The sequence below is a fragment of the Leptospira ainazelensis genome, from assembly GCF_016918785.1.
In the GTDB taxonomy this organism is placed as follows: Bacteria; Spirochaetota; Leptospiria; order Leptospirales; family Leptospiraceae; genus Leptospira; species Leptospira ainazelensis.
Window position 1 is genome coordinate 1 of sequence record NZ_JAFFPT010000033.1, and the last position, 21,977, is coordinate 21,977.

21 protein-coding genes and 1 other RNA gene are annotated in these 21,977 nt (G+C 43.1%); 10 read left to right on the top strand and 12 right to left on the bottom strand.

Features of this window, described 5'->3' with window-relative positions:
* Positions 1–1,120 precede the first annotated feature (1,120 nt).
* Together JWG44_RS09130 and JWG44_RS09135 are read right to left on the bottom strand one after the other, a co-directional pair.
* Positions 1,121–1,420 carry a leucine-rich repeat domain-containing protein gene (locus JWG44_RS09130; RefSeq protein ID WP_205274648.1) on the bottom strand — a complete coding sequence of 100 codons (300 nt, stop codon included), beginning with the start codon at positions 1,418–1,420 and terminating at the stop codon, positions 1,121–1,123.
* A gap of 290 nt (positions 1,421–1,710) precedes the next feature.
* Complete coding sequence (locus JWG44_RS09135) at positions 1,711–2,703, bottom strand: LA_2444/LA_4059 family outer membrane protein (protein ID WP_205274649.1); 993 nt, start codon at positions 2,701–2,703, stop codon at positions 1,711–1,713.
* Between the two features lie 366 nt (positions 2,704–3,069).
* Here JWG44_RS09135 and JWG44_RS09140 point away from each other — a divergent pair, with 366 nt between their 5' ends.
* The gene (locus tag JWG44_RS09140; protein WP_205274650.1) at positions 3,070–4,050 is read left to right on the top strand and encodes a patatin-like phospholipase family protein; all 981 of its coding nucleotides are present in this window, start codon (positions 3,070–3,072) and stop codon (positions 4,048–4,050) included.
* An 85-nt stretch (positions 4,051–4,135) separates the two neighbouring features.
* Here JWG44_RS09140 and JWG44_RS09145 read toward each other — a convergent pair whose 3' ends face one another.
* On the bottom strand, positions 4,136–4,588 hold the full coding sequence (locus JWG44_RS09145) for an acyl-CoA thioesterase (protein WP_205274651.1): 453 nt from the start codon (positions 4,586–4,588) through the stop codon (positions 4,136–4,138).
* A 327-nt stretch (positions 4,589–4,915) separates the two neighbouring features.
* On the opposite strand from JWG44_RS09145, the gene JWG44_RS09150 reads away from it, so the two are divergent.
* Entirely contained in the window at positions 4,916–5,281 is a 366-nt protein-coding gene (locus JWG44_RS09150) for a hypothetical protein (RefSeq protein WP_205274729.1), read from the top strand.
* Positions 5,282–5,301: 20 nt separating this feature from the next.
* Here JWG44_RS09150 and JWG44_RS09155 read toward each other — a convergent pair whose 3' ends face one another.
* Entirely contained in the window at positions 5,302–5,982 is a 681-nt protein-coding gene (locus tag JWG44_RS09155) for a TetR/AcrR family transcriptional regulator (protein WP_205274652.1), read from the bottom strand.
* 98 nt (positions 5,983–6,080) lie between these two features.
* Between JWG44_RS09155 and JWG44_RS09160 the strand changes: the two genes are divergently transcribed.
* Together JWG44_RS09160 and JWG44_RS09165 are read left to right on the top strand one after the other, a co-directional pair.
* Entirely contained in the window at positions 6,081–7,541 is a 1,461-nt protein-coding gene (locus JWG44_RS09160) for an amidohydrolase family protein (protein ID WP_205274653.1), read from the top strand.
* 2 nt (positions 7,542–7,543) lie between these two features.
* A complete protein-coding gene (locus JWG44_RS09165; RefSeq protein WP_205274654.1) occupies positions 7,544–9,010 on the top strand; it encodes a M20 family peptidase in 1,467 nt (488 codons plus the stop codon).
* 13 nt (positions 9,011–9,023) lie between these two features.
* Here the strand turns inward: JWG44_RS09165 and JWG44_RS09170 are convergent, their stop codons facing one another.
* Together JWG44_RS09170 and JWG44_RS09175 are read right to left on the bottom strand one after the other, a co-directional pair.
* Positions 9,024–10,826: a methyl-accepting chemotaxis protein gene (locus tag JWG44_RS09170; protein WP_205274655.1), complete on the bottom strand. Its 1,803-nt coding sequence runs from the start codon at positions 10,824–10,826 to the stop codon at positions 9,024–9,026.
* Between the two features lie 310 nt (positions 10,827–11,136).
* Entirely contained in the window at positions 11,137–11,985 is an 849-nt protein-coding gene (locus JWG44_RS09175) for a sigma-70 family RNA polymerase sigma factor (RefSeq protein ID WP_205274656.1), read from the bottom strand.
* A gap of 157 nt (positions 11,986–12,142) precedes the next feature.
* Between JWG44_RS09175 and JWG44_RS09180 the strand changes: the two genes are divergently transcribed.
* The gene (locus JWG44_RS09180) at positions 12,143–12,577 is read left to right on the top strand and encodes a universal stress protein (RefSeq protein WP_205274657.1); all 435 of its coding nucleotides are present in this window, start codon (positions 12,143–12,145) and stop codon (positions 12,575–12,577) included.
* A 739-nt stretch (positions 12,578–13,316) separates the two neighbouring features.
* Here the strand turns inward: JWG44_RS09180 and JWG44_RS09185 are convergent.
* Complete coding sequence (locus JWG44_RS09185; RefSeq protein WP_205274658.1) at positions 13,317–14,603, bottom strand: DEAD/DEAH box helicase; 1,287 nt, start codon at positions 14,601–14,603, stop codon at positions 13,317–13,319.
* Positions 14,604–14,675: 72 nt separating this feature from the next.
* On the bottom strand, positions 14,676–15,239 hold the full coding sequence (locus tag JWG44_RS09190) for a SelL-related redox protein (protein WP_205274659.1): 564 nt from the start codon (positions 15,237–15,239) through the stop codon (positions 14,676–14,678).
* A 76-nt stretch (positions 15,240–15,315) separates the two neighbouring features.
* On the opposite strand from JWG44_RS09190, the gene JWG44_RS09195 reads away from it, so the two are divergent.
* Complete coding sequence (locus tag JWG44_RS09195) at positions 15,316–16,035, top strand: TerC family protein (RefSeq protein ID WP_205274660.1); 720 nt, start codon at positions 15,316–15,318, stop codon at positions 16,033–16,035.
* On the opposite strand, the gene JWG44_RS09200 is transcribed toward JWG44_RS09195, so the two are convergent.
* A complete protein-coding gene (locus tag JWG44_RS09200; RefSeq protein ID WP_205274661.1) occupies positions 16,022–17,380 on the bottom strand; it encodes a peptidase C69 family protein in 1,359 nt (452 codons plus the stop codon). The genes JWG44_RS09195 and JWG44_RS09200 overlap by 14 nt on opposite strands.
* Positions 17,381–17,657: 277 nt before the next feature.
* On the opposite strand from JWG44_RS09200, the gene JWG44_RS09205 reads away from it, so the two are divergent.
* Positions 17,658–18,104, top strand: coding sequence for a DoxX family protein (locus JWG44_RS09205; RefSeq protein ID WP_205274662.1), 447 nt, complete (start codon positions 17,658–17,660; stop codon positions 18,102–18,104).
* A gap of 80 nt (positions 18,105–18,184) precedes the next feature.
* Here the strand turns inward: JWG44_RS09205 and JWG44_RS09210 are convergent, their stop codons facing one another.
* The 3 genes from JWG44_RS09210 to rnpB all read right to left on the bottom strand — a co-directional run bounded on the left by JWG44_RS09210 (position 18,185) and on the right by rnpB (position 19,831).
* Entirely contained in the window at positions 18,185–18,607 is a 423-nt protein-coding gene (locus JWG44_RS09210; protein ID WP_205274663.1) for an acyl-CoA thioesterase, read from the bottom strand.
* Positions 18,608–19,071: 464 nt separating this feature from the next.
* Entirely contained in the window at positions 19,072–19,413 is a 342-nt protein-coding gene (locus JWG44_RS09215) for a hypothetical protein (protein ID WP_205274664.1), read from the bottom strand.
* A 19-nt stretch (positions 19,414–19,432) separates the two neighbouring features.
* Positions 19,433–19,831, bottom strand: an RNA gene (gene rnpB, locus JWG44_RS09220) — RNase P RNA component class A.
* A 126-nt stretch (positions 19,832–19,957) separates the two neighbouring features.
* Here rnpB and JWG44_RS09225 point away from each other — a divergent pair.
* From JWG44_RS09225 to JWG44_RS09235, 3 genes are all read left to right on the top strand, one after another.
* Positions 19,958–20,407, top strand: a complete 450-nt coding sequence (locus JWG44_RS09225) for a tetratricopeptide repeat protein (protein ID WP_205274665.1) — start codon at positions 19,958–19,960, stop codon at positions 20,405–20,407.
* A 191-nt stretch (positions 20,408–20,598) separates the two neighbouring features.
* Complete coding sequence (gene hpf, locus JWG44_RS09230) at positions 20,599–20,886, top strand: ribosome hibernation-promoting factor, HPF/YfiA family (RefSeq protein WP_069609281.1); 288 nt, start codon at positions 20,599–20,601, stop codon at positions 20,884–20,886.
* Between the two features lie 68 nt (positions 20,887–20,954).
* Positions 20,955–21,896 (top strand): tetratricopeptide repeat protein, encoded by a 942-nt coding sequence (locus tag JWG44_RS09235; RefSeq protein WP_205274666.1) that lies wholly within the window; start codon positions 20,955–20,957, stop codon positions 21,894–21,896.
* The last annotated feature ends 81 nt before the right edge of the window (positions 21,897–21,977 follow it).

The window sequence follows — 21,977 nt, forward strand, 5'->3', positions numbered from 1 at the left end:
CAAATTAATTACGTCACTCAACCGGTCAAACCGTTTTTGAAAAAATTAACCGAATTTTATAAAAATTTTAAATAGGCGAACGATTCAAATTCTTCTTCAAAATCGAGATTTTCCCCCGCATTTTTCCATTTTTAGAAATAACTTTTTGAATTCTGCGGAAGCGCTCTTCCGAACTTATACACAGTTTATTTTGTCTATCTTCTCTGCCCGAAATAATCAAAGCTTCTAAAATAGAAGATTCGTTTTTCAGAATATACTAATTCAGAAGGTCGGTTCGCGGTGAAGGCAAGATGAAAAATTCTACAGCGTCTGGAAGCAGACTGTAAGTATTTCTTCTTCTCAAATCATTTCGGTGTTTAAGATTAATCCCTCTTTAGCGTGCAGCTCTCCATCTATTTGGGCATTCGTTCGAACGGGTTGTTTAGCAAACCTAATAGTCGGAGATTCTTAAGTTGTTTGATTTTTTTTTCTAAACCGAAAAATAGAGATCCGTTTTTATTTAGATCCGTATGTTGTATTTTCATAAGTAACACTTGATTTTTTTAGGTCGGAATTGCAAGGCTGCTCATCGCAGACACAAACTTCATTCCATCAAGCACCAGAGAACACGTTATGCGTCCTCCGAATCGAATGAATGACCCAATGATAACCTAACGGATAAAAAACGTCTGCATGGGAGGAGAAATCAATGACCCAGTGCGGGAAGAATTTGGAAACGAATCGGTAACGGCCAATTGATTTTTTTGAGAAACTCTATTGCGCTTTGAAAGAGTTTCATCATTAAATATATTTCATTTTAAGTTTTCCCCGGGATTTCGTTTTGTCTGGAAGAGAAGATTCCATAAAACTCATTTATCTCAAAAGTAAATTTCACATTTTGGAAGCAGTTTACGAACCCTTTCCCTTTCTTGCGGTGAAAAAGAAAGTCGTTCCAAATCTAATTCTTTTAAGTTTTGAAGATGTCTTATTTCATCCGGAAGCGTTTTGAGTTCAAAATAGCTGAGATTCAGTGTATTTTAGGTTGCGAAGATTTCGGATTTCTTTTGGGAGAGTTTTGAATTGAAAGAACTCTATAATGGGATTAAAGAGTCCAAATAAAAACGACCAGCTTTCCCAATTGTTACTTAATATCTAGCTTTCTTAGATTTTGTAATTCCAAAATTTCTTTTGGAAAATTTTCCAATCGGTGATTGCTCAAGTCCAACTCTTGTAAATTTTGCAAAAGTCTAATTTCTTTGGGTAAAGCGGTTAGACTTTGGTGACTCAAATCCAGAACTCTAACATCGGACGGATTTTTAGATGCTGAAGTTAAGTTCGTATAAACTCCCGCGTCGGCTTGTAATTCGGAAAAGAAACAGAGAAAGGTCAGAAGAAAGTTTGTAGTTTTTTGAAAGTGAATCGGCCTTATGCGAAATTTCATAAAAGAATGATAAGTAGAAAAGTAATTTTTTCCATTTATCTTATAATAAGCATTCTATTAAAAACAGATCTCGAAACCTAAAAAAATTATAGAATCATCTTTAGAAATTTCGAATCAAATGCAGGATTTTCTATAAATTGCGTCACACCCGAAATTTCAAGCAGTTCTAATATCGTTCAAATTTTGTGGGAGTCTCTATATTTTAAAAGCATAATATAGGCTATAAGACAGAAAAATCAAAACTCGGTTGAGTTACAAAAAAAAGAGTGACGAAATAATGCCCTCTTCCTCTAAAAACCCACCGAAACTCCCAGGTAAAAACCCTGTAGAATCTCGTGATTCCCCGAACGAATCGGTTGTGAAATCAGCGGAGGATTTCCCGTCGTCGTTCGAAAAGGATCAATCGAAGAATTTACCAAATTAAAATCCGTCAGTTTAAATCCGTAATAACTAAAGTAAGAATAGATATAGTTGTAACCGGCAAAAAATTTCACGGCTTCCAATAATTTATAACTCAAGGAAAAATCAATCTCGTATCCTCGATAGATCCCTTTGACTCCTGCGTTCCCGTTTGAAACCGTTATGGAGTCCGGAAAAAGGGTTTGTTCTTTGTAAAATCGGTTTCCTTGCGTATAAAACAGATCGAAACTCATATGAACGGAAATTTCTTTCCAGAGTTTATATTCTGTATTTAAGACAATCTGAGGACCATATGTGTAAAAGTATTCCTGATACGCTCCTTCTCTCAGAAAATATCCGTATTTGTATTTATTGATATTTCGGATTCCCATTCCCGCGAACAATTTCCAATCCGGAGTTAAGTTTAGAATTTTATAATAATTGAATTCGGACTCGGAACGCATCATCGGATTCAAATACTGTCTTCGAACCTGAAAATCTCCGGAAACCGTCCGTGTTACGTTCATGTTTGCATTCGCCAACTCAACTTCGTATGCGGAGATCTCGATTCTAAACTTTTTCTCCGAGTTGTCGTAGCGAAACGTAAGAGGAATCAAAACCTTTTGATTCTGTTTGACGGATTCCGTTTTGATCGAATTTTCCAATGGGGAATGTTCCGAATACGAAGTATAGTCGTAAGGAGTCCATTGATAGGTTTGTCTTTTGATGAGAAGTTCGAAGGACGTTTTTTTCTTTTCTCCGAGATCGGATTCTTCCTTTGTCTGCGCGGGAAGCGAATTCCAACTCAAAAAAATTACGGTTAAAATTGTCCAAGTCCACGAAGATTCTTTTTGAAAAAGAGAACGGATTCTATTCTTTCGCATTTTTTCCCTCTCACAAATCGACTTTTTTAAAAACCGAAAATCGAACGATCCAGTTTGAGTTTTATGATTTGGAGTCGTCCTTGAAATTTCAATCGGTCCTACCAAGGAATCATCAAGAATGGAATGGAATCAACCGGAATTTTGCGGGCCCATCTTCTACAATTTTGCTAAACCGATCTTCAAGTTCTATTCGGAACCGTTTTTCGTTCGTTTCTTCGAATCCATTATCCTCAAGCCGTTAGACACAACGGATCCCGACTTTTGTTCAAAGTGAAAGGTTCGTTTTTCCAAAGGGGAAATTCAAAATTCTTAAAAAAGAATCGGATATCTCATTGAAAGAATCCTCCTCTTTTTAAATCTGATCGTATGAGCTCCTACTTTACTCCCGGAAAGGAATCTTTTAAAAGGGACAACGATACTCTCCCCAAACCCGGAAAAAAATCCACCGCTCTCATCGTCGCCGGTGGTGGAATGAAAGGTTCTTTTGCCGGGGGAGTGTTGGCAGCTCTTCATCAATACATCCCCTCCACACATTTTGATCTTATCGTCGGAGTCTCCTCCGGTTCCTGCTCCGCGGCCTACTACGCAACCGGTTACGAGCAGAGTTACGAAGAATCCCTTAAGATTCTGGACATCTGGAAAAAGGAACTCATTGGAAATAAATTTATCTCTTTCTTTCATCCCTTCAAAGGTAAAACCCTCTTAGATCAGGAATATCTCATCGATTATATTTTCGGCGAAAAATATCGGCTTCCTTCCGAAAACTTCGATAAAAAGGAAGCTCCTCCTCTCTACGTCGTAGTAACCAATTTAGCGAAACTTCAGGCGGAATACATCAAGACATCGGCGTCTAACGCACTCAATCTTCTCAAGGCGGCGACCTCTCTTCCGATCGCAACCCGCGGGAAATGGAAATTGGACGGTCAGTTTTACGGGGACGGAGGAATCGCGGATCCGATCCCTCTCGAAAAGGTGATCGAAGCAGGGTATAAGGACATTACGGTTGTCTTAAATAACAACCAAGACGAATTCTCCAATCCCATTTCAAAGCTGGAAGGTTGGCTCGCCTATCCTTCCAACAAAAGACTCAATCACATGATTACAAAAGTGCACCATACGATGTACAATCGTGCGATGCAGATCATCAAACATCCGCCGAAAGACGTTCGAATCCAGGTAGTCGCGCCGACGTATCAAGAATTGACGATGGTCACGACGAGCGCGGAAAAACTGACCCGCTCCGTCAATCGAGGCATCGAAGCGGGTTTTAAAGCGGTTGCTTCGATCAAAGAAGAGTTTTCCCATTTCAAGACCAAACTCAAAGACAAGGGTTGGAAAATTTTATAATTTTACGTTTCAAAAAAAGGCCGAACGATTCCCCAAAATCGTTCGACTTTGAATCCGTTTCAAAACAACAGGAAATTATAAAATTCTAATTTAGAGAGGACATTTCCGGATTTACGGAATCGATTCCGATTTGTGCGAGCGCGACCGGTTTTCGTTTATGAATGTCCATAAAAAACCAGTGGGCGACGCAGACCGCCACGAGTTTTCCGTCCGAAAGACGATACGCATACTGATCATGAAAGGCTTTTAACTTTCCTTCGAATCTGATTTTGGAATCGATTCTGATCTTTTCGGGATAGGTCAGTTCGTTTTTGTATTCCAATTCGATTTTCGTGACGACGGGACTGATTCCGAAATCCTTGAGCAAACGATTCATATCCACTCCCGACTGAACCATTGCGCGAAACCTCGCTTCGTCAAAATATCCCAAAAAAACTATATTGTTTACGTGTTGATTTTGATCGATTTCCTGCCAACGCACTTCCGTAAAATATTCCTGCGTTTGAAGAAGTTTGGATTCTACGTTCGAATTTTGCATCTTTTCACTCCTGGCATAAGCCGGTCTTTTTTTCTTTCAATACAACAAAATCCAAAACTTCCATTGCTTATGAATTCAAAAACGGAGAGACCGTTTATTCCCGAATTTCGGCGATTTGTTCCTGAATCGAGCCGGTTTATTCTTTTTTTTAGGTTTTGTCAAAAAGACCCTCAAAAAAAATTCTTCGAAATCAATATATGACGGATTTCGGAAGCTACTTTAGAAGATATGCATATTCCGTATCGATAAAATATCTCTTTGAAACGAATTTTATTTTACCGCCTCAAAAGAGCTGAAATTCTCAGCGAAGATAAAAAAGGAGTTTATATGAATCAAATTCAAATTCGTTGGAGAAACGCTTTCTTAATCGGGATTACCGCCGGGATTTTAGAAGGACTACTCGTCGGTTTTGCGGATCCAAACGTGGGAACCTGGACGTTATTACAATCGATTCTTTTTTGGTTTTCCTGCGGCTTCATCGTCAGTTTTGCTGAAACCGGGTTTTCGAAATTCTGGACCGCTTTGATCCTTACCGAAATTATGAATCTTCCTTGGTTGATCGCGTTAGTCGTCATACCGGGAAACTACCAACACTTAGTTCCTTTGATTGTGGCGAGTCTGATTTTCGGTTCCGTGATCGGGGGAATGAATTTGTTTTTGAAAACACCGATTCTCCAGTTCGCTAAAAATTAGATTCCAAAAGAAAAAAAGTTTTATCCCGGTCCAAAATTCTTATAAGCCATATAGAGGTGGTTCGTAATCATTCCCCGCAATTGTAACAGAACCCCTCTTTTTTCTTTTTCTTCCATCATCGAAGTGAGTCGAAGCGCGCTTCCGATCGAGTCGCAAACGAGAACGCAGAGATCCATCAATCTTTGTTTTTTCATCCGGGGAACAAAACACTCGATCGAGTCGGCGATGATCTCCGCATTCTTTTTTGTATCTTCCAAATCCAATTCTCGAAGCGTCGGATACGCCTGCGAACCGCTCCAGACGATCTGGAAAACGGGATCGTTCGAATAAGCCTTTTCAAAAAGTTCTAAGATCTTTTTGATCACCCTCTGAAATTGAATCTCATCCGGTTTTTTTTCCCGATATTGACCGAGTTCGCTTTCAAGATCCGAACGAAGAGCTTCGAGATGAGATTGAGCGATGGCTCTTAAGATCGCGGGTTTTCCGGAATAATAACGATAGATCGTCCCGATCGGAGAACCGATGTAATCGGCGATTTCCTGCAGAGTAAAACGATCCGGGCCGACCTTTAGAATCAATTCTTTCGCGGAATTCAAAATAGATTCCTGCTTTTCCCGAGCTCTTTTCTGCACCGGGTTTGCCCTTGTAAGCGAAACTGACTCTCCATTCATTCCGCCATCCTCTATTCTTTCTTTTTTCATTCAATCAAATCATTCTTGACAAAAAAGTGAGGAATGCTCATAATTTAGAATTGTATAAAAATGAGGATTACTCACTTTTATACAAAACGGGGAATTTTATGAAACAAAAAATTATCATCACTCTATTGTGTATACTTTCCGGTTTAATCCTGATTCTTTGGAGATCCTTGTCTTATCCCGTGATCGGAATTTATCCGAAAACGGATTTTGTTTTGGATCAGGTCCGCGTTTTTAATCCGGATCGTAAGAATTTTTCGAAACTCAGTCTCGAATTTAGAAACAATCGGATTTTCAAAATCAGAAAAGATCATCCAGGGACATCCGCTGAATTTTCCGGAATGACGGTCACTCCGGGAATCGTGGACATGCACGCCCATCTTCCTCCTCACAATCTTTTGGATCTGATTCCTTATTTTTCGCTTCTTTACCTTTCTCACGGAGTTACGAGCATTCGAATCGCCGGCGATATCGACGGCACCTCCGTTCCCTACGCAAAAAAGGGAATCGAAGCCGGAGATTTTTTCGGACCCAAGATCGTTTCCTGCGACGCTTTTGTAACTTCGGGAATTCCAAGGTGGAAAAATTCCATCCTTGTAAATTCTCCGGAAGAGGCTTCCGAAGCCGTACGCGCGCTCAAAAAAAAAGGAGCCGATTGTATCAAATCCTATGAAAACTTAAACGTCTCTATGATTAAGGCGTTAGTCGAAACAGCGAATAAAGAAGGTTTGCCCGTGATCGGACACGTACCTTTCGGAATGACTTACGAAGAATCCGGAATTCCGGATGTTCAACATTTTTTCGGAATTCCAAGACCCGGATCCTTAAAAAGGGACAACGTCTTAAATCGAGGATCGGATTGGGGGAACGTTGACGATAAATTGTTAAACGACATCGTAAAACATTCGGTCCAAAACAAAATTTCAAATACTCCTACGTTAGTCGCATCCGAAAGACTTTTGCTTTTTTCGGATTACGAAACCGCCAAAAAAGATCCGGCGGTTTCTCTAATGCCGCGGTTTTACAGAGAAGTTGTCTGGAATCCTGAAATCGGAATTCCGGCGTATCGATCCATAGAAAAAGAATATCTTCAAAATTACGTACAAACCGCGATTTTGAAAAAGAAATCTCTGCTTCTAAAACTTTTTCAAGCGGGCGCGACTCTTTATCTTGGCTCCGACTCGCAACAACCCTTTGTGGTTCCGGGAGCCAGTCTACGCCAAGAGATGAGTCTTTTTCAGGAAGCGGGAATCCCGTCTTACGACGTCTGGAAAATGGCGACGGTCGACGCCAATCGTGCGATCAGAAACGAGGCTTCGTTTTCCATTCAAGAAGGAGCGTCTCCCGATCTTTTGATCTTTCGGGAGGATCCGACGAGCGACCTCGCAAAAACTTCGACTCTTTACGCGATAGTCTCTCAAGGAAAACTTTATCTCAAAAAAGATTTGGATTTTTTAGTTCAAGAATTTAGGGAACAACAATCCAAATTTATTTTCGATCGACTTTCCATGTTTCTCGGAAAATTAGCGTTGGAAAAACAAACAAAGGAGTTTAAACACTGACCATGAAAAAATTCGTTTTTCTTACGTTATCCGTTCTTTTACTCGTCCTTTTGTTTACGGTCGTTCAGACGTTTTCGATCCGGTCTTTTCAGTCCAAGATCGAGCCGGTTCCCAAGGAAAATATTCCGATCGACGCCGCATTAAAGCGGCTTTCCGAGGGGGTTCGTTTTAAAACGGTTTCCTCCCTCTCCGATACAAACGCGAATTCGAAGGAATTCCTTTTGTTAAACGAACACATCCGTAAAAGTTATCCTTCCGTCGAATCAAAACTCAAAAAAACGAAGGTGAGTAACTTTTCCTTTTTTTACGAATGGGAAGGTAAAAATCCGAATCTAAAACCGACCCTTCTCTGCGCCCACACCGACGTCGTGGACGTGGATCCATCTACGGTTTCTCTTTGGACAAAAGACCCTTTCGGCGGAGAAATTCGAGACGGTTTTGTCTGGGGAAGAGGAGCCTGGGACGACAAAAGCAGCGTCTTTGCTATATTAGAATCTATTGAAATTCTTATAAGGCGGGGACACGTTCCGGAACGTTCGATTTTTATCGCGATCGGTCAGGACGAGGAAACGATCTACGGAAAACTCGGAGCCAAAGCCATCACCGAAGTTTTTAAAAAAAGAAACATCCGTTTTGAATATGTTTTGGACGAGGGTCAGGTCATCGCGGAAGGTTTGATTCCCGGTATCGAAAAACCGATCGCTCTGATCGGAATCGCCGGAAAAGGGTATCTTTCTCTCGGACTCGAAGTCGATCTCAAAGAAGGAGGACATTCTTCCATGCCTCCTAAAGAAACCGCGATCGGAATTCTAAGCTCCGGTTTGTCTCGGATGGAGAAAAATCCGTTTCCTCTTTTTTTGGGTGAAGTTCAAAAGACTACGTTTCAATGGCTCGCACCCGAGATGAAATTCGGATCCCGCTGGATCATGAGCAACCTCTGGCTTTTTGGTCCGATTCTTAAATTGAGTCTGAGCGAAAAGAATTCCACAAGGGCGCAACTTCATACAACTTCGGCGATCACAAAAATTTCGGGCGGTTTTAAGGACAACGTTCTTCCGGCAAACGCGGAAGCCACGGTAAATTTTAGAATTCTTCAAGGAGATTCTCACCGAGGTGTTTTGGAGCGAACCGAGAAAATTCTAAACGACGAAAGAATCCGTCTGATTCCTCCGGACACCATTTTCGAACCCTCTTCCGTTTCGAACGTTAAATCGATCGGATTTGAAACGATTCGACGTTCGATTCAGGAGACGATCCCGGACATAATCGTCGCTCCGGCGATCGTTTCCGCTTATACGGATTCTCTCCACTACGGCGCGGTTGCGGATAACGCGTTTCGTTTTTTCCCGGTGAGGGTAAAACCGGAGGACGTGAAAAGATTCCACGGAATCGACGAAAGAATTTCGATTTCAAATTACGAGGAGATGATCCGTTTTTATCTCAGATTGATTCTAAATTCTTCAAATTGATAAACGAAGTAGATTAGGTGGTAAAAAATTCCACTTCGGATTTGAGTTTTCCGGCCTGTTCGTTTAATTTGACCGCGAGTTCGTCGATTTCGGACACGACTTGATTTAAGAATTCGGTAGTTTCCGAAATGGCGACGATCGTTTTGGAAAACTCGGTCGACGTCTGTGCCTGTTCTTGTGTATGATTTCGAATTTCATCGGAAGAAATCGAAAGATCGGCAAACGCCGACTTTACTTGTTCGCTCGCTACGAGCTGAGAATCCGATAGTTGCGCCACTTCGGAAACTCTGTCGAGTGTGATTCCCACCGTATCCCCGATTCTTTTAAATACGGTCTGAGTCGATTCGATCACGTCCCTTCCGCTTTTGGTCGCGTTTAACGCTTCCGCTATCGCCGAAGTGATTCTTTTTGCGTTGTCCTGAGTCTGTTCCCCTAACTTTGCAATTTCTTGAGCGACGACCGCGAATCCCTTTCCCGCTTCACCGGCTCTTGCGGCTTCTATCGCGGCGTTTAACGAGAGTAAGCCGATCCGATCCGTGATGTCCTTGATTACGTTTACGGTAGCTCCCATTTTTGAAGTACTTTCTTCGATCGCTTCCATCGCTTTTTGAGTTCCTTGTAACGCGTCTTCGCCGCTTTTGGTTTCGGCTCTCATTCGATCCGCGTCTACTTTGGTTTCCAGAAGAGCCGCGTGAACCTGACGGATTCTTCCTTCCAAAGCTTCGAGAGACGCCTGCGCTTTTTTGGCGATCTGAGTCTGACCATCCGCTCTAGACGCCGTAGAATGGATCGAAGCGGCGATTTCCTCCACTCCGGAACTCATCTCTTCGGTCGATGCGGCTTGATCCTGCATCTTTCTGGACAATTCTTTCGTGTTGTCTCCGAGTGTTTTGGAACTTCCCGAAAGTTTTTCCGCCTCTCTCGAAACACTTTTTACGATAATACGAAGTCGCTTAACAAATTCGTTTAACGCACGACTGTTGGAACCCAACTCGTCGCTCGATACCATGGGAAGGACGTGAGTAAGATTTCCGTTGGACATCTCTCCGAAAATTCGGATCATATTTTCGGAATTTCTTCGGATCGTGAGAGAAAGTTGATAAGAAGCCACTATGACCGCGATCAACATAAAGACCAAAGTCAAAATCAGAGGAACGGTAACGTCGCCGAGTTTGATCCAACCCGAAGTTTCTTCGAAAAGGAGATAACCGAGGATGATGATGGGAAGGATTGCAATCGCAGTGATCGTGCTGAAAATTCTCGCGTGAACTCCCACCATACGAATTCGATCCGAATCAATCTGCACTTCGTTGAGACGATCCGATTCTAAGATATCGACAAAGCTGGATTCCGTAAGAAAAAAATGCGAAACTCCCAAGATGGGATAAATGATCAACGGAAGAAAGGCGAACGGAAGCGATTCCAAAAAGGTGGGAGTAAAAAAGAAATGAATGAGCCACCAAGCGAACGGGATTCCCGTGCTCCATTGAACCAGATAAAACCCCGAATTGTAAACCGGGAAGTTGAGAATTTTTGTTTTTACGGCGACCCGTTCCTGGGTATTGAGGGAAAACCAGTTCCTATCTTCCAGATTTCGAAGGATTTTTCCCAGATAAAAAAAACGAATCGTCGGAACCAAGTAAGAGGTTGTGACTGAAATCAGTGCGGCAATGATAAGCGCGATCGCTTGGTCGAAGTCGTAACCTCCCGCGGAGATAATAAACAAAACCGCCAAAGGAACCGCCAAAATTGTAGTGAGCAATTCCAGACCGATCGTCAATTTCCATCGAAGCTTACGTGACTCTAACTGATTCATTTCTTACTCTTTTTTAAAATTGGAACAACCACTGTATGGGAAGTATGGAACCGATCTACACATTATCCGACGAGCCTAATTTTTTCTACATACATGTTGATCCATAATTCTTTTCTAAGAAACCTTTCACGCCTCAAAAAGACGGGATTCTGACACAAAATTTGCAACTGGTCTCCAAAAATGGAATCGTTGAAATGATTTGATCCCCTTTGCGAAGTCCCGAATCGACTTCGCGGTTTCGTTTGGAAAGGTTACTTTTTTTGAATTGGATTTTTTCGAAGGTGATTCTTCCGATAGAAACCGTTCCACATTAGGCGGACTTGAACTCTTGTCCGAAAGTCTCTTCCTCTTCCGAGTCGATTCCGGATCGTTTTAGACTATTCATTGTTTGGTGATAGAGTCTTTTGACTCCGTGTTCGCTCCATCCAAACCAAAGTCCGATTTCCAAAAAGGTATAGATAGAATCGGCTTTGAGCAGTTTTCTTTTGAATTTTTCTTTGAGTCTGGAAGAGACAAAGTTTGCGCCCTTTCGTTTGGAGAATAAGATCTGATGCGAGGATTCCAATTTTTCCAGAAGGACAAGTTCTCTGTTTCTGGAACGAAACCGTTTTTCTTTTCTTTCCTTTAGGAATTCAGGAATCGAGTTCCCCGAGGCGAGGAGTATCCTTTTGAGAAGAAGAACCTCCTTTTTTTCCAAATGGAGATTGTGTTTCAATTTGAAGATGAGAATTCCCCTTCGATCCTCCTTCTCCCAGATTTCGCGGAGAAAATTGCGGAGCGGATCGATCGTATTTTCGTAAGCTGGTTCGAATGAAGGAGTTCCTTCCAGCCGATCCGGATCCAAAAAGGCCGCCTCTTTTTGGGAAAGTTTTCTTTCCTTTTTCCATTGATTGAAGACTAGGTGTTTCCAAAAAACGAATGCAAAGGCCGGGAAATTTCTATATCCTTTTGTCTCGTAGATTTTTACGAAGATTTCGATTCTTTGAAGAAACTTGAGGAGGACTTCCGACCTCCCGTCTTCGTCCAAAAAATATTTACGGACCGCAAATCTTTGGACCCAAAAGTCGGCTTGTTTCAGGAGAAGGTCCGGTTTCCCGGTTTTTTTATATTCTAAATAAGAATTTACTAATATTCTATCCACATCGGTCTTTTGATTCATAGTCAAGAAAGAGAGAATTTTAGCTTTCTTTGTCTAAAACTTTTGGCGGTTCTTTTTTCCACCTTTGATCAAAATCAATGTTCCTTTGTATAAAATTCTCCATTTTTTGATTGGAAAACGAACTCGGGGAGATACACTTCTGCAAAAGAGATGAAACATGCAAAGACTGATTAAAAAAATACTGGTTCCTGTGGACGGTTCCGAGAGTTCGAAAAAAGCGCTGGAGATGGGAATCGCGCTCGCTAAGGCTTCCAGCGCGAGTTTGACGATCTTGGAAGTTGTCGAAGAGTTTGGTCCCCTCCCCGGTTACTATGAAAAGGCTCCCGAAGGAAAGGATCGTGTAAAATGGATCAGCGAACAGAGATTTGAAAAAATTCATTCCACCTTGGACGAATCTCCCGAAATCAAATGGGATCGTTTGGTCCTGGAGGGTTATCCCGCGGATACGATCGTGGAAACGGCCGCAAAGGGAAAATATGATATGATCGTAATCGGTTCGAGAGGACTTTCTGCGGTCGGTAGATTTTTGGTAGGTTCGGTCTCCGATCGAATCGTGCACCACGCTCCCTGCTCCGTCACCGTTGTAAGATAAGTGTTAGCCTGGTTCTAACGGAAACTTTGTCGGAGTTCCGGCAGAGTTGTGAGAGGGGGATTTTACTTGCGAAACGTTGAACTTTCTGATAGAAAAACGTTGTCCGAGTTTTTCCCTGCGTCTCGGGTCCGTTGAGAGCGGCGCATTGAGACATCCCGCCACCCTATCAGGGAATATCCTTGCCCACAAGTGGGCTGAATCTTAAAAAGAATTTGTCGGAACTCCGACAGTCCTCCGTTAAACGCGCACCCCGCCCAAATTTTGGGTGGAGGGGCGGGGGGCGGAAGAAACCGGGCGACTTTTCTATATCACAAAATCATAATTTTGCAAGGAATATTCTCTCTCAGAATTTGTGTAGGAACTCCTACAAAATTTTGATTGGATCGCCCTGATTCGAAATCGTTTTTTTAACTTGTGGGTAAGGTTATGCAAATTTTGGGTGGAGGGGCGGGGGGCGGAAGAAGCCGGGAGATTTTCCTATAACACAAAATCATAATTTTGCAAGGAATATTCTCTTTCAGAGTTTGTGTAGGAACTCTTACAAAAATTTTGATTGGGATCGCCCGGATTCGAAATCGCTTTTCCAACTTGCCGGTAAGATTATAACCCAAGGAACTCGGCGCATAGCTCGCGATGGGTCGCCGCTACAACTCAATGCGTCGTTCTCTAAGGATCGCGCCGTAGGACCGAACGCACAGATTTTCATAGAAAAATCGTCGGAGTTCCGACAGATCTCCCTCTAACGAAAAGATCTCTGCTTTGAAGGTTTCGAACGAGAATTCGTATTTTTACGGCTGGGAGAAGAATGAAATTTCTGAGGAGGTCTTCCTCCCGAATTCGTCTTCGGTTTTATTCTCCCGGTAAAGTGCATTACGTTTTCAGAATGAAAGGGTTGTTGCTGATTCACCGGAATTTTCTGACCGATCACCCTTTCGATGTCTCGAACAAAGGCCCTTTCCTCCATGTCGCATAACGAAATCGCGACACCTTGGGTTCCCGCTCTCGCGGTTCTTCCGATTCTGTGAACGTAACTTTCCGGAATATTAGGAATTTCGTAATTGATCACATGGGAGATTTCATCTATGTCGATTCCTCTCGCAGCGATATCGGTCGCAATGAGAGCCCGGATTTTACCGGCTCTAAAATCTTCAAGCGCCCTCTGTCTCGCGGATTGGGATTTGTTTCCATGAATCACGTCCACTGAAATTCCGCTCTTCGCCAAAAGTTCGGAAACACGATTGGCTCCGTGTTTTGTCTTAGTAAAAACGATCACTCTTTTTAATTCAGGATTCTTAAAAAGGTGTTTTAAAAGTTCCTTCTTCTTATCCGAATCCACGAACATTACGGATTGCTGAATCAATTCTACGGTGGAAGAAACCGGAGTCACCTCGATTCGAACCGGATTTACGAGCATCGTCCCCGCTAGTTTTTCAATATCGGGAGGCATCGTGGCGGAGAAAAAAAGATTATGACGTTTTTTCGGCAACATCGAGATGATCTTTTTTATAGAATGGATAAAACCCATATCAAGCATTCGATCCGCTTCGTCCAAAACAAAAACTTCGAGTTCGCTCAAACTTAAGAATCTCTGATCGATCAGATCCACGAGCCTTCCGGGCGTCGCCACCAGAACGTCCACACCCGAAGAAAGACTTTTTACCTGAGGACTCTGACCGACCCCGCCGAAGATCACCGCGGTTTTTAATTTCAGATGTTGACCGTAAACTTTAAAACTATCGTGAACTTGGATCGCAAGTTCTCTCGTAGGAGTCAGGACCAAAACTCGAGTTTGTTTTGGAGCGGCCTTTCGGGGATTTGAAAATAAACGATGAAGAATCGGAAGCGCAAACGCGGCCGTCTTACCGGTTCCGGTTTGGGCGCAACCCAAAAGATCTTTTCCTTCCAGCAAAGGAGGAATCGCCTGAATTTGGATCGGCGTCGGTTTAGAATAACCGACGTCTTGGATGGATTGTAGGATGGGAGGAGCGAGTGGAAGATTGGAAAAATTTTCTATTGAATTGTGCAATGGGAAACCGACTTCTGTTTCATCCAGGATTTGAAAGATCCCCAAAGAGAATAGAAGAATAAGTTTTCATTTTTACGCCGGCATCACGTCCGGACCGAATTCCGCGCCGGGAAGCAAAGTGACACCGGGGAGATTTCTCCAGTCGGGATGATCTCCGATATGTCTGTAAGAATGTTCCCAAACGATTCGATCCTTCACGACCAAAAAGGCTCCCGGCATCTGCAGAGAATTTTTTCCCGGAAGACCGTAAAAATGGCCTTTGAGAGTCGCTCTTGCGGTTCCGAGCAAAACTTCCGGACCGGCGAGTTGAACGATCTTCGCATTTTTTAAACCCAGGTTTCGATAGAATTCGATCTGAGAATCCGCAACCACCGAAGCATCTTCCCAGATTCCGTCAAAAAATTCTTTCACGTCTTCCGAATCGCCGGGAAAGAAAAAAAGAATCGGGGGAAAGGAAAGACAAGTCTCCGAGATTTCTCTCAGATCCTGAACGGCCTCTCTGCTAAAAATACAACCGGAATGTCTCAAAAAAACCAAAAGACTCAAACGAGGAGGAAGACACGAAAGAATCGTCTTCGCACGAAGGTGAATTCCGTTCACCTCTTTGGTTCGAAAAACTTCCGGAAGAAACTCCATAACTTCCAGTATGACCTCTTAAATTTCCTTGTAAATCGATTGATTTCTTAGTTTTCGAAAAATTAACTGCATTTGAATGGAACTCCTCACTCCCGATAAAATCATCGCAATCCTTACCCTAACCCTTATGGAAATCGTACTCGGAATCGATAACATCGTATTCCTTTCCATCGTTGCGGGAAAACTTGCAAAGAATCAACAAGCCAAGGCGAGAAACTTAGGGCTCACACTCGCCCTCGGTTTTAGAATCGGGCTTCTTTTTGCGGTCACCTGGATCGCATCCCTCACGAATGCGCTTTTTACCGTCTTCGAATTTGCGATTTCCGGAAGAGATCTAATCATGTTGGGCGGAGGACTTTTTTTAATCGCCAAAAGTACAAGCGAGATTCACGGCAAAATCGAAGGAGCCGAAGAAGGAGAATCCGGATCTCAGAAAGAAAAAGTTTCCTTCTGGGGAGTCATTATACAACTCATCCTTTTAGACATCATCTTTTCGGTGGATTCCATCGTAACCGCGGTCGGCCTTTCCGGAAATTTCGAAGTAATGGTCGTCGCGGTCATCCTTTCGATGATCGTGATGTTGATCTTTTCGGGTTCCGTGAGCGATTTTATCAACGAGCACCCTACGATGAAAATTCTCGCGCTTTCATTTCTCATCATGATCGGAGCGATGTTGTTTGCGGACGGACTTCACTTTCACATTCCGAAAGGATACGTCTATTTCTCGATGGCGTTTTCTCTCGGCGTAGAACTCATCAATTTAAGAATTCGGAAATCGACTTCTAAAAAACGCTGATTCCGGCTTTCTGATTCCAAGAAGACCATTGCAGGTTGTAAAACGGAGCAAATGCCTTCTTGGGGCGTTTTTTCCTCAATTCGTTTAACAAATTCGCGTTCCAAAAACGGTATTCCTGAAGAGCGACTCTCGCGGCCTTTTCACTCAGAAGATCGATCTCTTTGGAAGGATTGGAATTCTTCTCCAACTTGGAAAGTTCTTGGAACCATTCTTCTTCTAAAGAAGCGATTCGAGGTTGAATCAAGGTTTTCGCGTCCGGATAAAAACGTTGAATCTCTCTGTAAAATTTTTCGTGAGTCCACCAGAGGGACGTGTCCAGGGACGCGCCCGGTTGTTCAAAATTCTTCTCCAAAAAACTCGTCCCGGGAAAACCCGCGGGAAGAAAAAGTGAAATCGAAGGGATCGCGGTTCCCGTAAACCAAAAACGATTTTTGGAAATTTCTTTTTTTAACTCCGCGACAAAAGAACCCGTAGTACCGTTAGGCGTAATCGGGCCGGTCGCGTGAAGACAAACCGAACCCATATCCGAAGAAGAAGGATAAAAGGAACGGATGTTTCCCGGCTCCCCTTCTTGTCTCAGAATTTCCATCGCGGCACGAGGATCGAGATTTCCTTTTTTGGATTCTCCCATAGAAGCCGTTCTTGCGCGCCGAACCTTACACTTGCTAAAAAAAGTAAAAAAAGAATCCGAGAAAGTTTTCCGAAACGAAAAAGATTCTCCCTTTTTCAACCAACCTTCTTTTAGGGCAAACTCGATCGCGCGGGGGTGAATCGCGTCGTAATTCTCTTCCAGAGTAAGACCGTTCGAGATCGAATAAAAACCTTCGATTTTTTTCCAAGCCCAGAACTTACCTGCGGTCTCCAGAACAAAGGCGTCTTTAGAATCGGCGATCAAAAAACTATTGTGATAATAAAACGAAGAATTCGAATAACCGCCGCAAGCGTCCTGACCGAACTGTTCTAAAAGTTGAAGAATGGTCTCTCTTGCAGATTCCGCATTCTTACTTCTTTCCAGAGCGAGACGGAGAAGATCCATTCCCGTAAGACCCTGGTTCTTTTTTTCAAAAGGAATTTTTGTAAAGACCGCCTCGTTTCCGATCGCAACTCCCGAAGCGTTCGCTCCCATTTCGGCGCCCCACATCTGAAAGGGTTTGGACAAAATGACTTCCTGCGTTTCTTTTACGCTCGGAACTTTTATATACGTGCACATCGTCTCTTTTTCATTCAAACGGGAAGGAACACGCAGAAGCGCTTGCGCTTCATTGGGTTCTCGATCCGAATTCTTCCCAAAGATCATGGAACCGTTTCCGGTAAAAGAAGGAGTAGCTAAGAATGTATCGCACATGACGAAAGAAACTCTCTCTTTTGCAAAGCTTAGCAAGTCTTTTTAAGCCGAGTTTTAGAAGCAGAGATTCCAAATAGGCTCTAAGTTATAAGAGTAGAAGTTAGATTTTCTGAGGCCTCCTCGTCTTTTCCGAAGCAAAAATCCGATTCTTTCCTTTTCCGAAAGAATGAATGCGGAGATTTTTGGTTTGACAAAATACTTTAAGTTTAAACTATTTACAATGAAAGCAATTACTTCAAACATAAAGTATTGAAGATTGCAAAAATGGAGAATTATAATGTTAGAAACACTTTTATCAACAAGTTCCGACCTGGGGCCCTTTCTTTTAAGATTGATCCTTGGAATCGTGATCTTTCCACACGGAGCTCAAAAACTTCTCGGATGGTTTGGGGGTTATGGTTTCAAAGGAACCATGGGTTATTTTACCGGAACTGCCGGTCTTCCGTCCATTGTCGCCTTTCTTGTGATCATCGGCGAATCCTTCGGTTCCGTAGCCCTGGTGTTCGGACTTTTGACCCGTTTTACGGCTCTGAGCATCGCGATCATCATGTTGGGAGCGACCCTCATTGTTCACAGAGAACACGGTTTTTTTATCAACTGGTTTGGGGCGCAAAAAGGAGAAGGTTACGAATTCCATCTTCTCGCGATCGGAGCGGCTTTGACCTTGGTCTTTACGGGCGCCGGCGCTTACTCTTTGGACTCATGGATTCTGAGCCTACTTTAGAATTTGATTGTATAGAAAAAAAGAAATTCGTTTCGCTGAGAGAACGCTCAATCTCAGCGAAGTTTCTCCGATTGTTTACCTTAGGTCTGTCCTTGGAGAAAAAGTGTCTTGTAAATGTCCGGGAGTTGGGTCGGTTTTTGAGTGGCAAAGTTGAACCAGAGAAATTCTCCCTTTGCCGTCGCCACACAATCGGCTTCTTGATTCCACATCGTACAAGAGATTCGGAAAGAACGGGAAGTAACGGAATCCACTTGCAGAGTGATCTCGAGTATTTCCGGATAACGAACTTGTTTTCTATAATCAACTTCGATATGAGTGATGACCGGGCCGCCTTCGGAGGGGCGATCGGGCGAATCCCAGAGTTTTAGATCGGAAAAGTAATTTGCCCTCGCATTTTCAAAATACCTCGCATAGACGACGTGATTTACGTGCCCAAAGGCGTCCATATCTCCCCAAACAACTTTCTGGGAATAACTGTACTGGTAACGAATCGGTTTCGGCATTCTTTTTATTCTTCCTAAGACGGACCTTTCGAAAGACGAAAACTCGTTCTCGAATTCATCGCTTCCTACTCAATCTTTTGATTAGAATCCGTTTCTTCAAAGCAAGTTTTTTACGATGTAAAAAAACTTTGGATTCTCAATTTAGAATGATTTCCGTGCTTTCGCGAAGTTCGCATAAACGCAGGGGAGGCCCGTTTAGAGAAAAGTCTCCGTCGTCGCGGCGCTTTCGCGAAGTTCGCATAAACGCAGAGCAAGCCCCCAGTTTAGAGAAAAGTCTTCGTCGTCGCGGCGCTTTCGCGAAGTTCGCATAAACGCAGGGGAGGCCCCAGTTTAGAGAAAAGTCTTCGTCGTTGCCGTGCTTTCGCGAAGTTCGCATAAACGCAGGGGAGGCCCCAGTTTAGAGAAAAGTCTTCGTCGTTGCGGCGCTTTCGCGAAGTTCGCATAAACGCAGAGCAAGCCCCTGTTTAGAGAAAAGTCTTCGTCGTCGCCGCGCTTTCACGAAGTTCGCATAAACGCAGAGCAAGCCCCAGTTTAGAGAAAAGTCTCCTTCGTTGCGGCGCTTTCGCGAAGTTCGCATAAACGCAGGGCAGCCCCTGTTTAGAAAAAGTCTCCGTCGTTGCGGCGCTTTCACGAAGTTCGCATAAACGCAGAGCAAGCCCCTGTTTAGAGAAAAGTCTTCGTCGTCGCCGCGCTTTCGCGAAGTTCGCATAAACGCAGGGCAGCCCCTGTTTAGAAAAAGTCTCCGTCGTTGCGGCGCTTTCACGAAGTTCGCATAAACGCAAAAACTCCGTTTTAAAAAAACTCATTTCTCATTCATTATAATTTCTGGGCATTCTGCCTGTAAGCCGGATTCTGTCCTCTCCAAAGAGATGGATGGCCATTTATCTTGCTCCGAAAGTTACCAAACGGAGTCTTTGCTCTCTACCCGCAACCCCGCAGAAACGACTAAAGGTTGCCTATTTGAGATTGCACCCGGGAGGGTTTACCGTTCCCGACTTCTCTCGAACTCGGAGGTGGGCTCTTACCCCGCCATTTCACCCTTACCTCTCCCAAATCGCTTCGGAAGAGGCGGTATCTTTTCTGTTGCACTGTCCATACCCCGACCTCTGAGATTTCTCTCCTAAGTCGGAATTCCGGGAATTACCCGGTCCCGTGTTTCCTGGTGTCCGGACTTTCCTCACCCTTCTCGTTACCAAGAAGCAGCGCGACCATCCGGCAGAATGCTTGGGTTAGACATTTTTTGAAGCGTCTCTCAGAACCAGAAAAAAAAGAAAGAATCCGAGTTTCTTATGAAAATCTGGCACGGCACTTGCATATATCTATACAGAACAAGGATTCAGGGGTGATAAGATGAACAAGTTTATAATGACTGCTCTCTTTTTAAGCATTTTTACCGGACTTTATGCAATGCCAGAGGCCCAAAAGGTCGAAGAAGAGCTTATTAAGTTTACACCGGAAAACGAAATCCAACTCGCAAACAAGCTAAGCGCCTTAGGAAGTCTCAAACAAAAGGTAAGAGATTATAACTCTGCGATCGATCTTTATAACCAATCTCTGATCGTCCGTGAAAAAATGGGGGAAAGAGAATCTTCCGGATACGCACTTGTTCTCTATCTCAAATCCATCTCTGAGTTTCGCCAAGGAAAATCCTGCCAGGCTCTTGAGAACATTAAGAATGTAATTTCGATCTATCAAAAAATCGGGGATATCGACGCGGCCCTCAATGCGGAAGAAGAAGCCTATAAAAAATACCAAGAAGCTTGTTCCATCCACATGGAGAATGTTGCGAACGCGCAATAACTCAAGTAACTTGAGCCCATTAATTCATCCCATCTCTAGTTCTAACTGACTTGGCCCGCCCGAAAGGGCGGGATTTTTTTTGATTTGACTCTTCTCCTTTCAAGACTAACCTGAAATTCCGGATCTTTGCGTTTTCTGACTCCTCTCTTCGTCTAAACTGGTCCGGTCAAAAAAAAAATTCGGAGCCGCCTATGAAAATAAATTATAACTGGAAGAATGTAGATCATTCGAAAGCAGCCGAAGAATATGCAGATAGTAAATTGGATCGCGTTTCAAAATACCTCCATTCCGTTCAATCTTTCGAGATTTCTTTCGAAATGATTCACGGAGAAGTAAGCGCGAATCTGAATCTGCATGGAGACGGAAACAAATTCAACGCGCAAAATTCCAACAAAGATATCTACGCTTGTATAGACGGTCTGGAAGACAAGATTGTAAAACAAGTCAGCAAACATCACGATAAAAAAGCCACTCACTGATTCGATTTCAAAAGTGTCTCACTCCGGTGGAATCTTCCACCGGATTTCAATCCAAAAAGAAATTCTGAATGTCCTTTTCCCGAAAATTAGAAGAAGCGAATCAATATCTTTCCGACGGAGATTTTGAAAAGGCAAAGAAGAATTTTGATTCTCTCTTAAACGAGGATCCCGAACATCCCGAGGTTATCGCCGGATTCTTTATTGCTTCGTATTGGGACAATAGACTCGATCGAATTCACAACACAAAGGAAGGAAGGGAGAGAAGCCATCTCCTCATCCAATATTTTTCCGATTTTCAAAACGTATTCGAGCTCAAAAAATTTACGGGAACTTCCGCGTTTCGTTGTATTTCGGAATCGGTTCTTTCCGAAGCGGTGGATCAGTTGAAAATTTCGGTACAAAGAGAGGGGCTTCATTTTCAAGATCCTTCGGCGCTTTTAGGGCTCATTCGCGAGTTGATTCGATTTCGAGACTATAAAAACGCTCTCGAAATTTTGAACTACGCGTCTTCGGTGGAGAGAAATTCTCCGGAGTTTCTCTATCTCCGTGCGGAATCCCTTTTTCAAACCGGAGAAGAAAGAAGAGCTCTCATTTTGTTTCGGGAAGCATTTCTCAAGGATCCGACTACTGCCCCGCTCTCGGTTTTAAAATCGGAACCCATTCTTACCTGGATTGAAACCCTAAAAAGTTCCTATCAGGAAGAATCGGATCTAAAGGAAGTTCTTCCGGTTGTCCTCGCGGAAAGGGGAATTTTTGAAGAAACCAGAAATTATTCCGAAAAAGAAATATTGGAATATTATAATAATTTAATTCGCCTGAAGGATACTCTAAATTCCAGAAAGGATCTTTATGATTTCAAGATTCGTTGTAGAATTCTTCAGCACGCTTGTCTGATTCTGGATATCTGCCGGGGGATGCAATACAGCGAAATCTATCAGGAATCCAAAAGAATTCTCGATCTCGTTGATCCAGGCTTTTTTCAGAGACGACAAGACGGCATTCGGAAATAAAAATTTAGCAGCCGGTGTTTTTTCTTCGAAGTTATTGTCGGACGAATCGAAATCCGCGAAAAGACTTCGTCGCACAAACGT

Excerpts from the sequence above, each read along its gene's own strand:
- JWG44_RS09130 (WP_205274648.1), bottom strand. The coding sequence starts at position 1,420 with ATGAAATTTCGCATAAGGCCGATTCACTTTCAAAAAACTACAAACTTT.
- JWG44_RS09135 (WP_205274649.1), bottom strand. The coding sequence starts at position 2,703 with ATGCGAAAGAATAGAATCCGTTCTCTTTTTCAAAAAGAATCTTCGTGG.
- JWG44_RS09140 (WP_205274650.1), top strand. The coding sequence starts at position 3,070 with ATGAGCTCCTACTTTACTCCCGGAAAGGAATCTTTTAAAAGGGACAAC.
- JWG44_RS09145 (WP_205274651.1), bottom strand. The coding sequence starts at position 4,588 with ATGCAAAATTCGAACGTAGAATCCAAACTTCTTCAAACGCAGGAATAT.
- JWG44_RS09150 (WP_205274729.1), top strand. The coding sequence starts at position 4,916 with ATGAATCAAATTCAAATTCGTTGGAGAAACGCTTTCTTAATCGGGATT.
- JWG44_RS09155 (WP_205274652.1), bottom strand. The coding sequence starts at position 5,982 with ATGAAAAAAGAAAGAATAGAGGATGGCGGAATGAATGGAGAGTCAGTT.
- JWG44_RS09160 (WP_205274653.1), top strand. The coding sequence starts at position 6,081 with ATGAAACAAAAAATTATCATCACTCTATTGTGTATACTTTCCGGTTTA.
- JWG44_RS09165 (WP_205274654.1), top strand. The coding sequence starts at position 7,544 with ATGAAAAAATTCGTTTTTCTTACGTTATCCGTTCTTTTACTCGTCCTT.
- JWG44_RS09170 (WP_205274655.1), bottom strand. The coding sequence starts at position 10,826 with ATGAATCAGTTAGAGTCACGTAAGCTTCGATGGAAATTGACGATCGGT.
- JWG44_RS09175 (WP_205274656.1), bottom strand. The coding sequence starts at position 11,985 with ATGAATCAAAAGACCGATGTGGATAGAATATTAGTAAATTCTTATTTA.
- JWG44_RS09180 (WP_205274657.1), top strand. The coding sequence starts at position 12,143 with ATGCAAAGACTGATTAAAAAAATACTGGTTCCTGTGGACGGTTCCGAG.
- JWG44_RS09190 (WP_205274659.1), bottom strand. The coding sequence starts at position 15,239 with ATGGAGTTTCTTCCGGAAGTTTTTCGAACCAAAGAGGTGAACGGAATT.
- JWG44_RS09195 (WP_205274660.1), top strand. The coding sequence starts at position 15,316 with ATGGAACTCCTCACTCCCGATAAAATCATCGCAATCCTTACCCTAACC.
- JWG44_RS09200 (WP_205274661.1), bottom strand. The coding sequence starts at position 17,380 with ATGTGCGATACATTCTTAGCTACTCCTTCTTTTACCGGAAACGGTTCC.
- JWG44_RS09205 (WP_205274662.1), top strand. The coding sequence starts at position 17,658 with ATGTTAGAAACACTTTTATCAACAAGTTCCGACCTGGGGCCCTTTCTT.
- JWG44_RS09210 (WP_205274663.1), bottom strand. The coding sequence starts at position 18,607 with ATGCCGAAACCGATTCGTTACCAGTACAGTTATTCCCAGAAAGTTGTT.
- JWG44_RS09215 (WP_205274664.1), bottom strand. The coding sequence starts at position 19,413 with ATGAGTTTTTTTAAAACGGAGTTTTTGCGTTTATGCGAACTTCGTGAA.
- JWG44_RS09225 (WP_205274665.1), top strand. The coding sequence starts at position 19,958 with ATGAACAAGTTTATAATGACTGCTCTCTTTTTAAGCATTTTTACCGGA.
- hpf (WP_069609281.1), top strand. The coding sequence starts at position 20,599 with ATGAAAATAAATTATAACTGGAAGAATGTAGATCATTCGAAAGCAGCC.
- JWG44_RS09235 (WP_205274666.1), top strand. The coding sequence starts at position 20,955 with ATGTCCTTTTCCCGAAAATTAGAAGAAGCGAATCAATATCTTTCCGAC.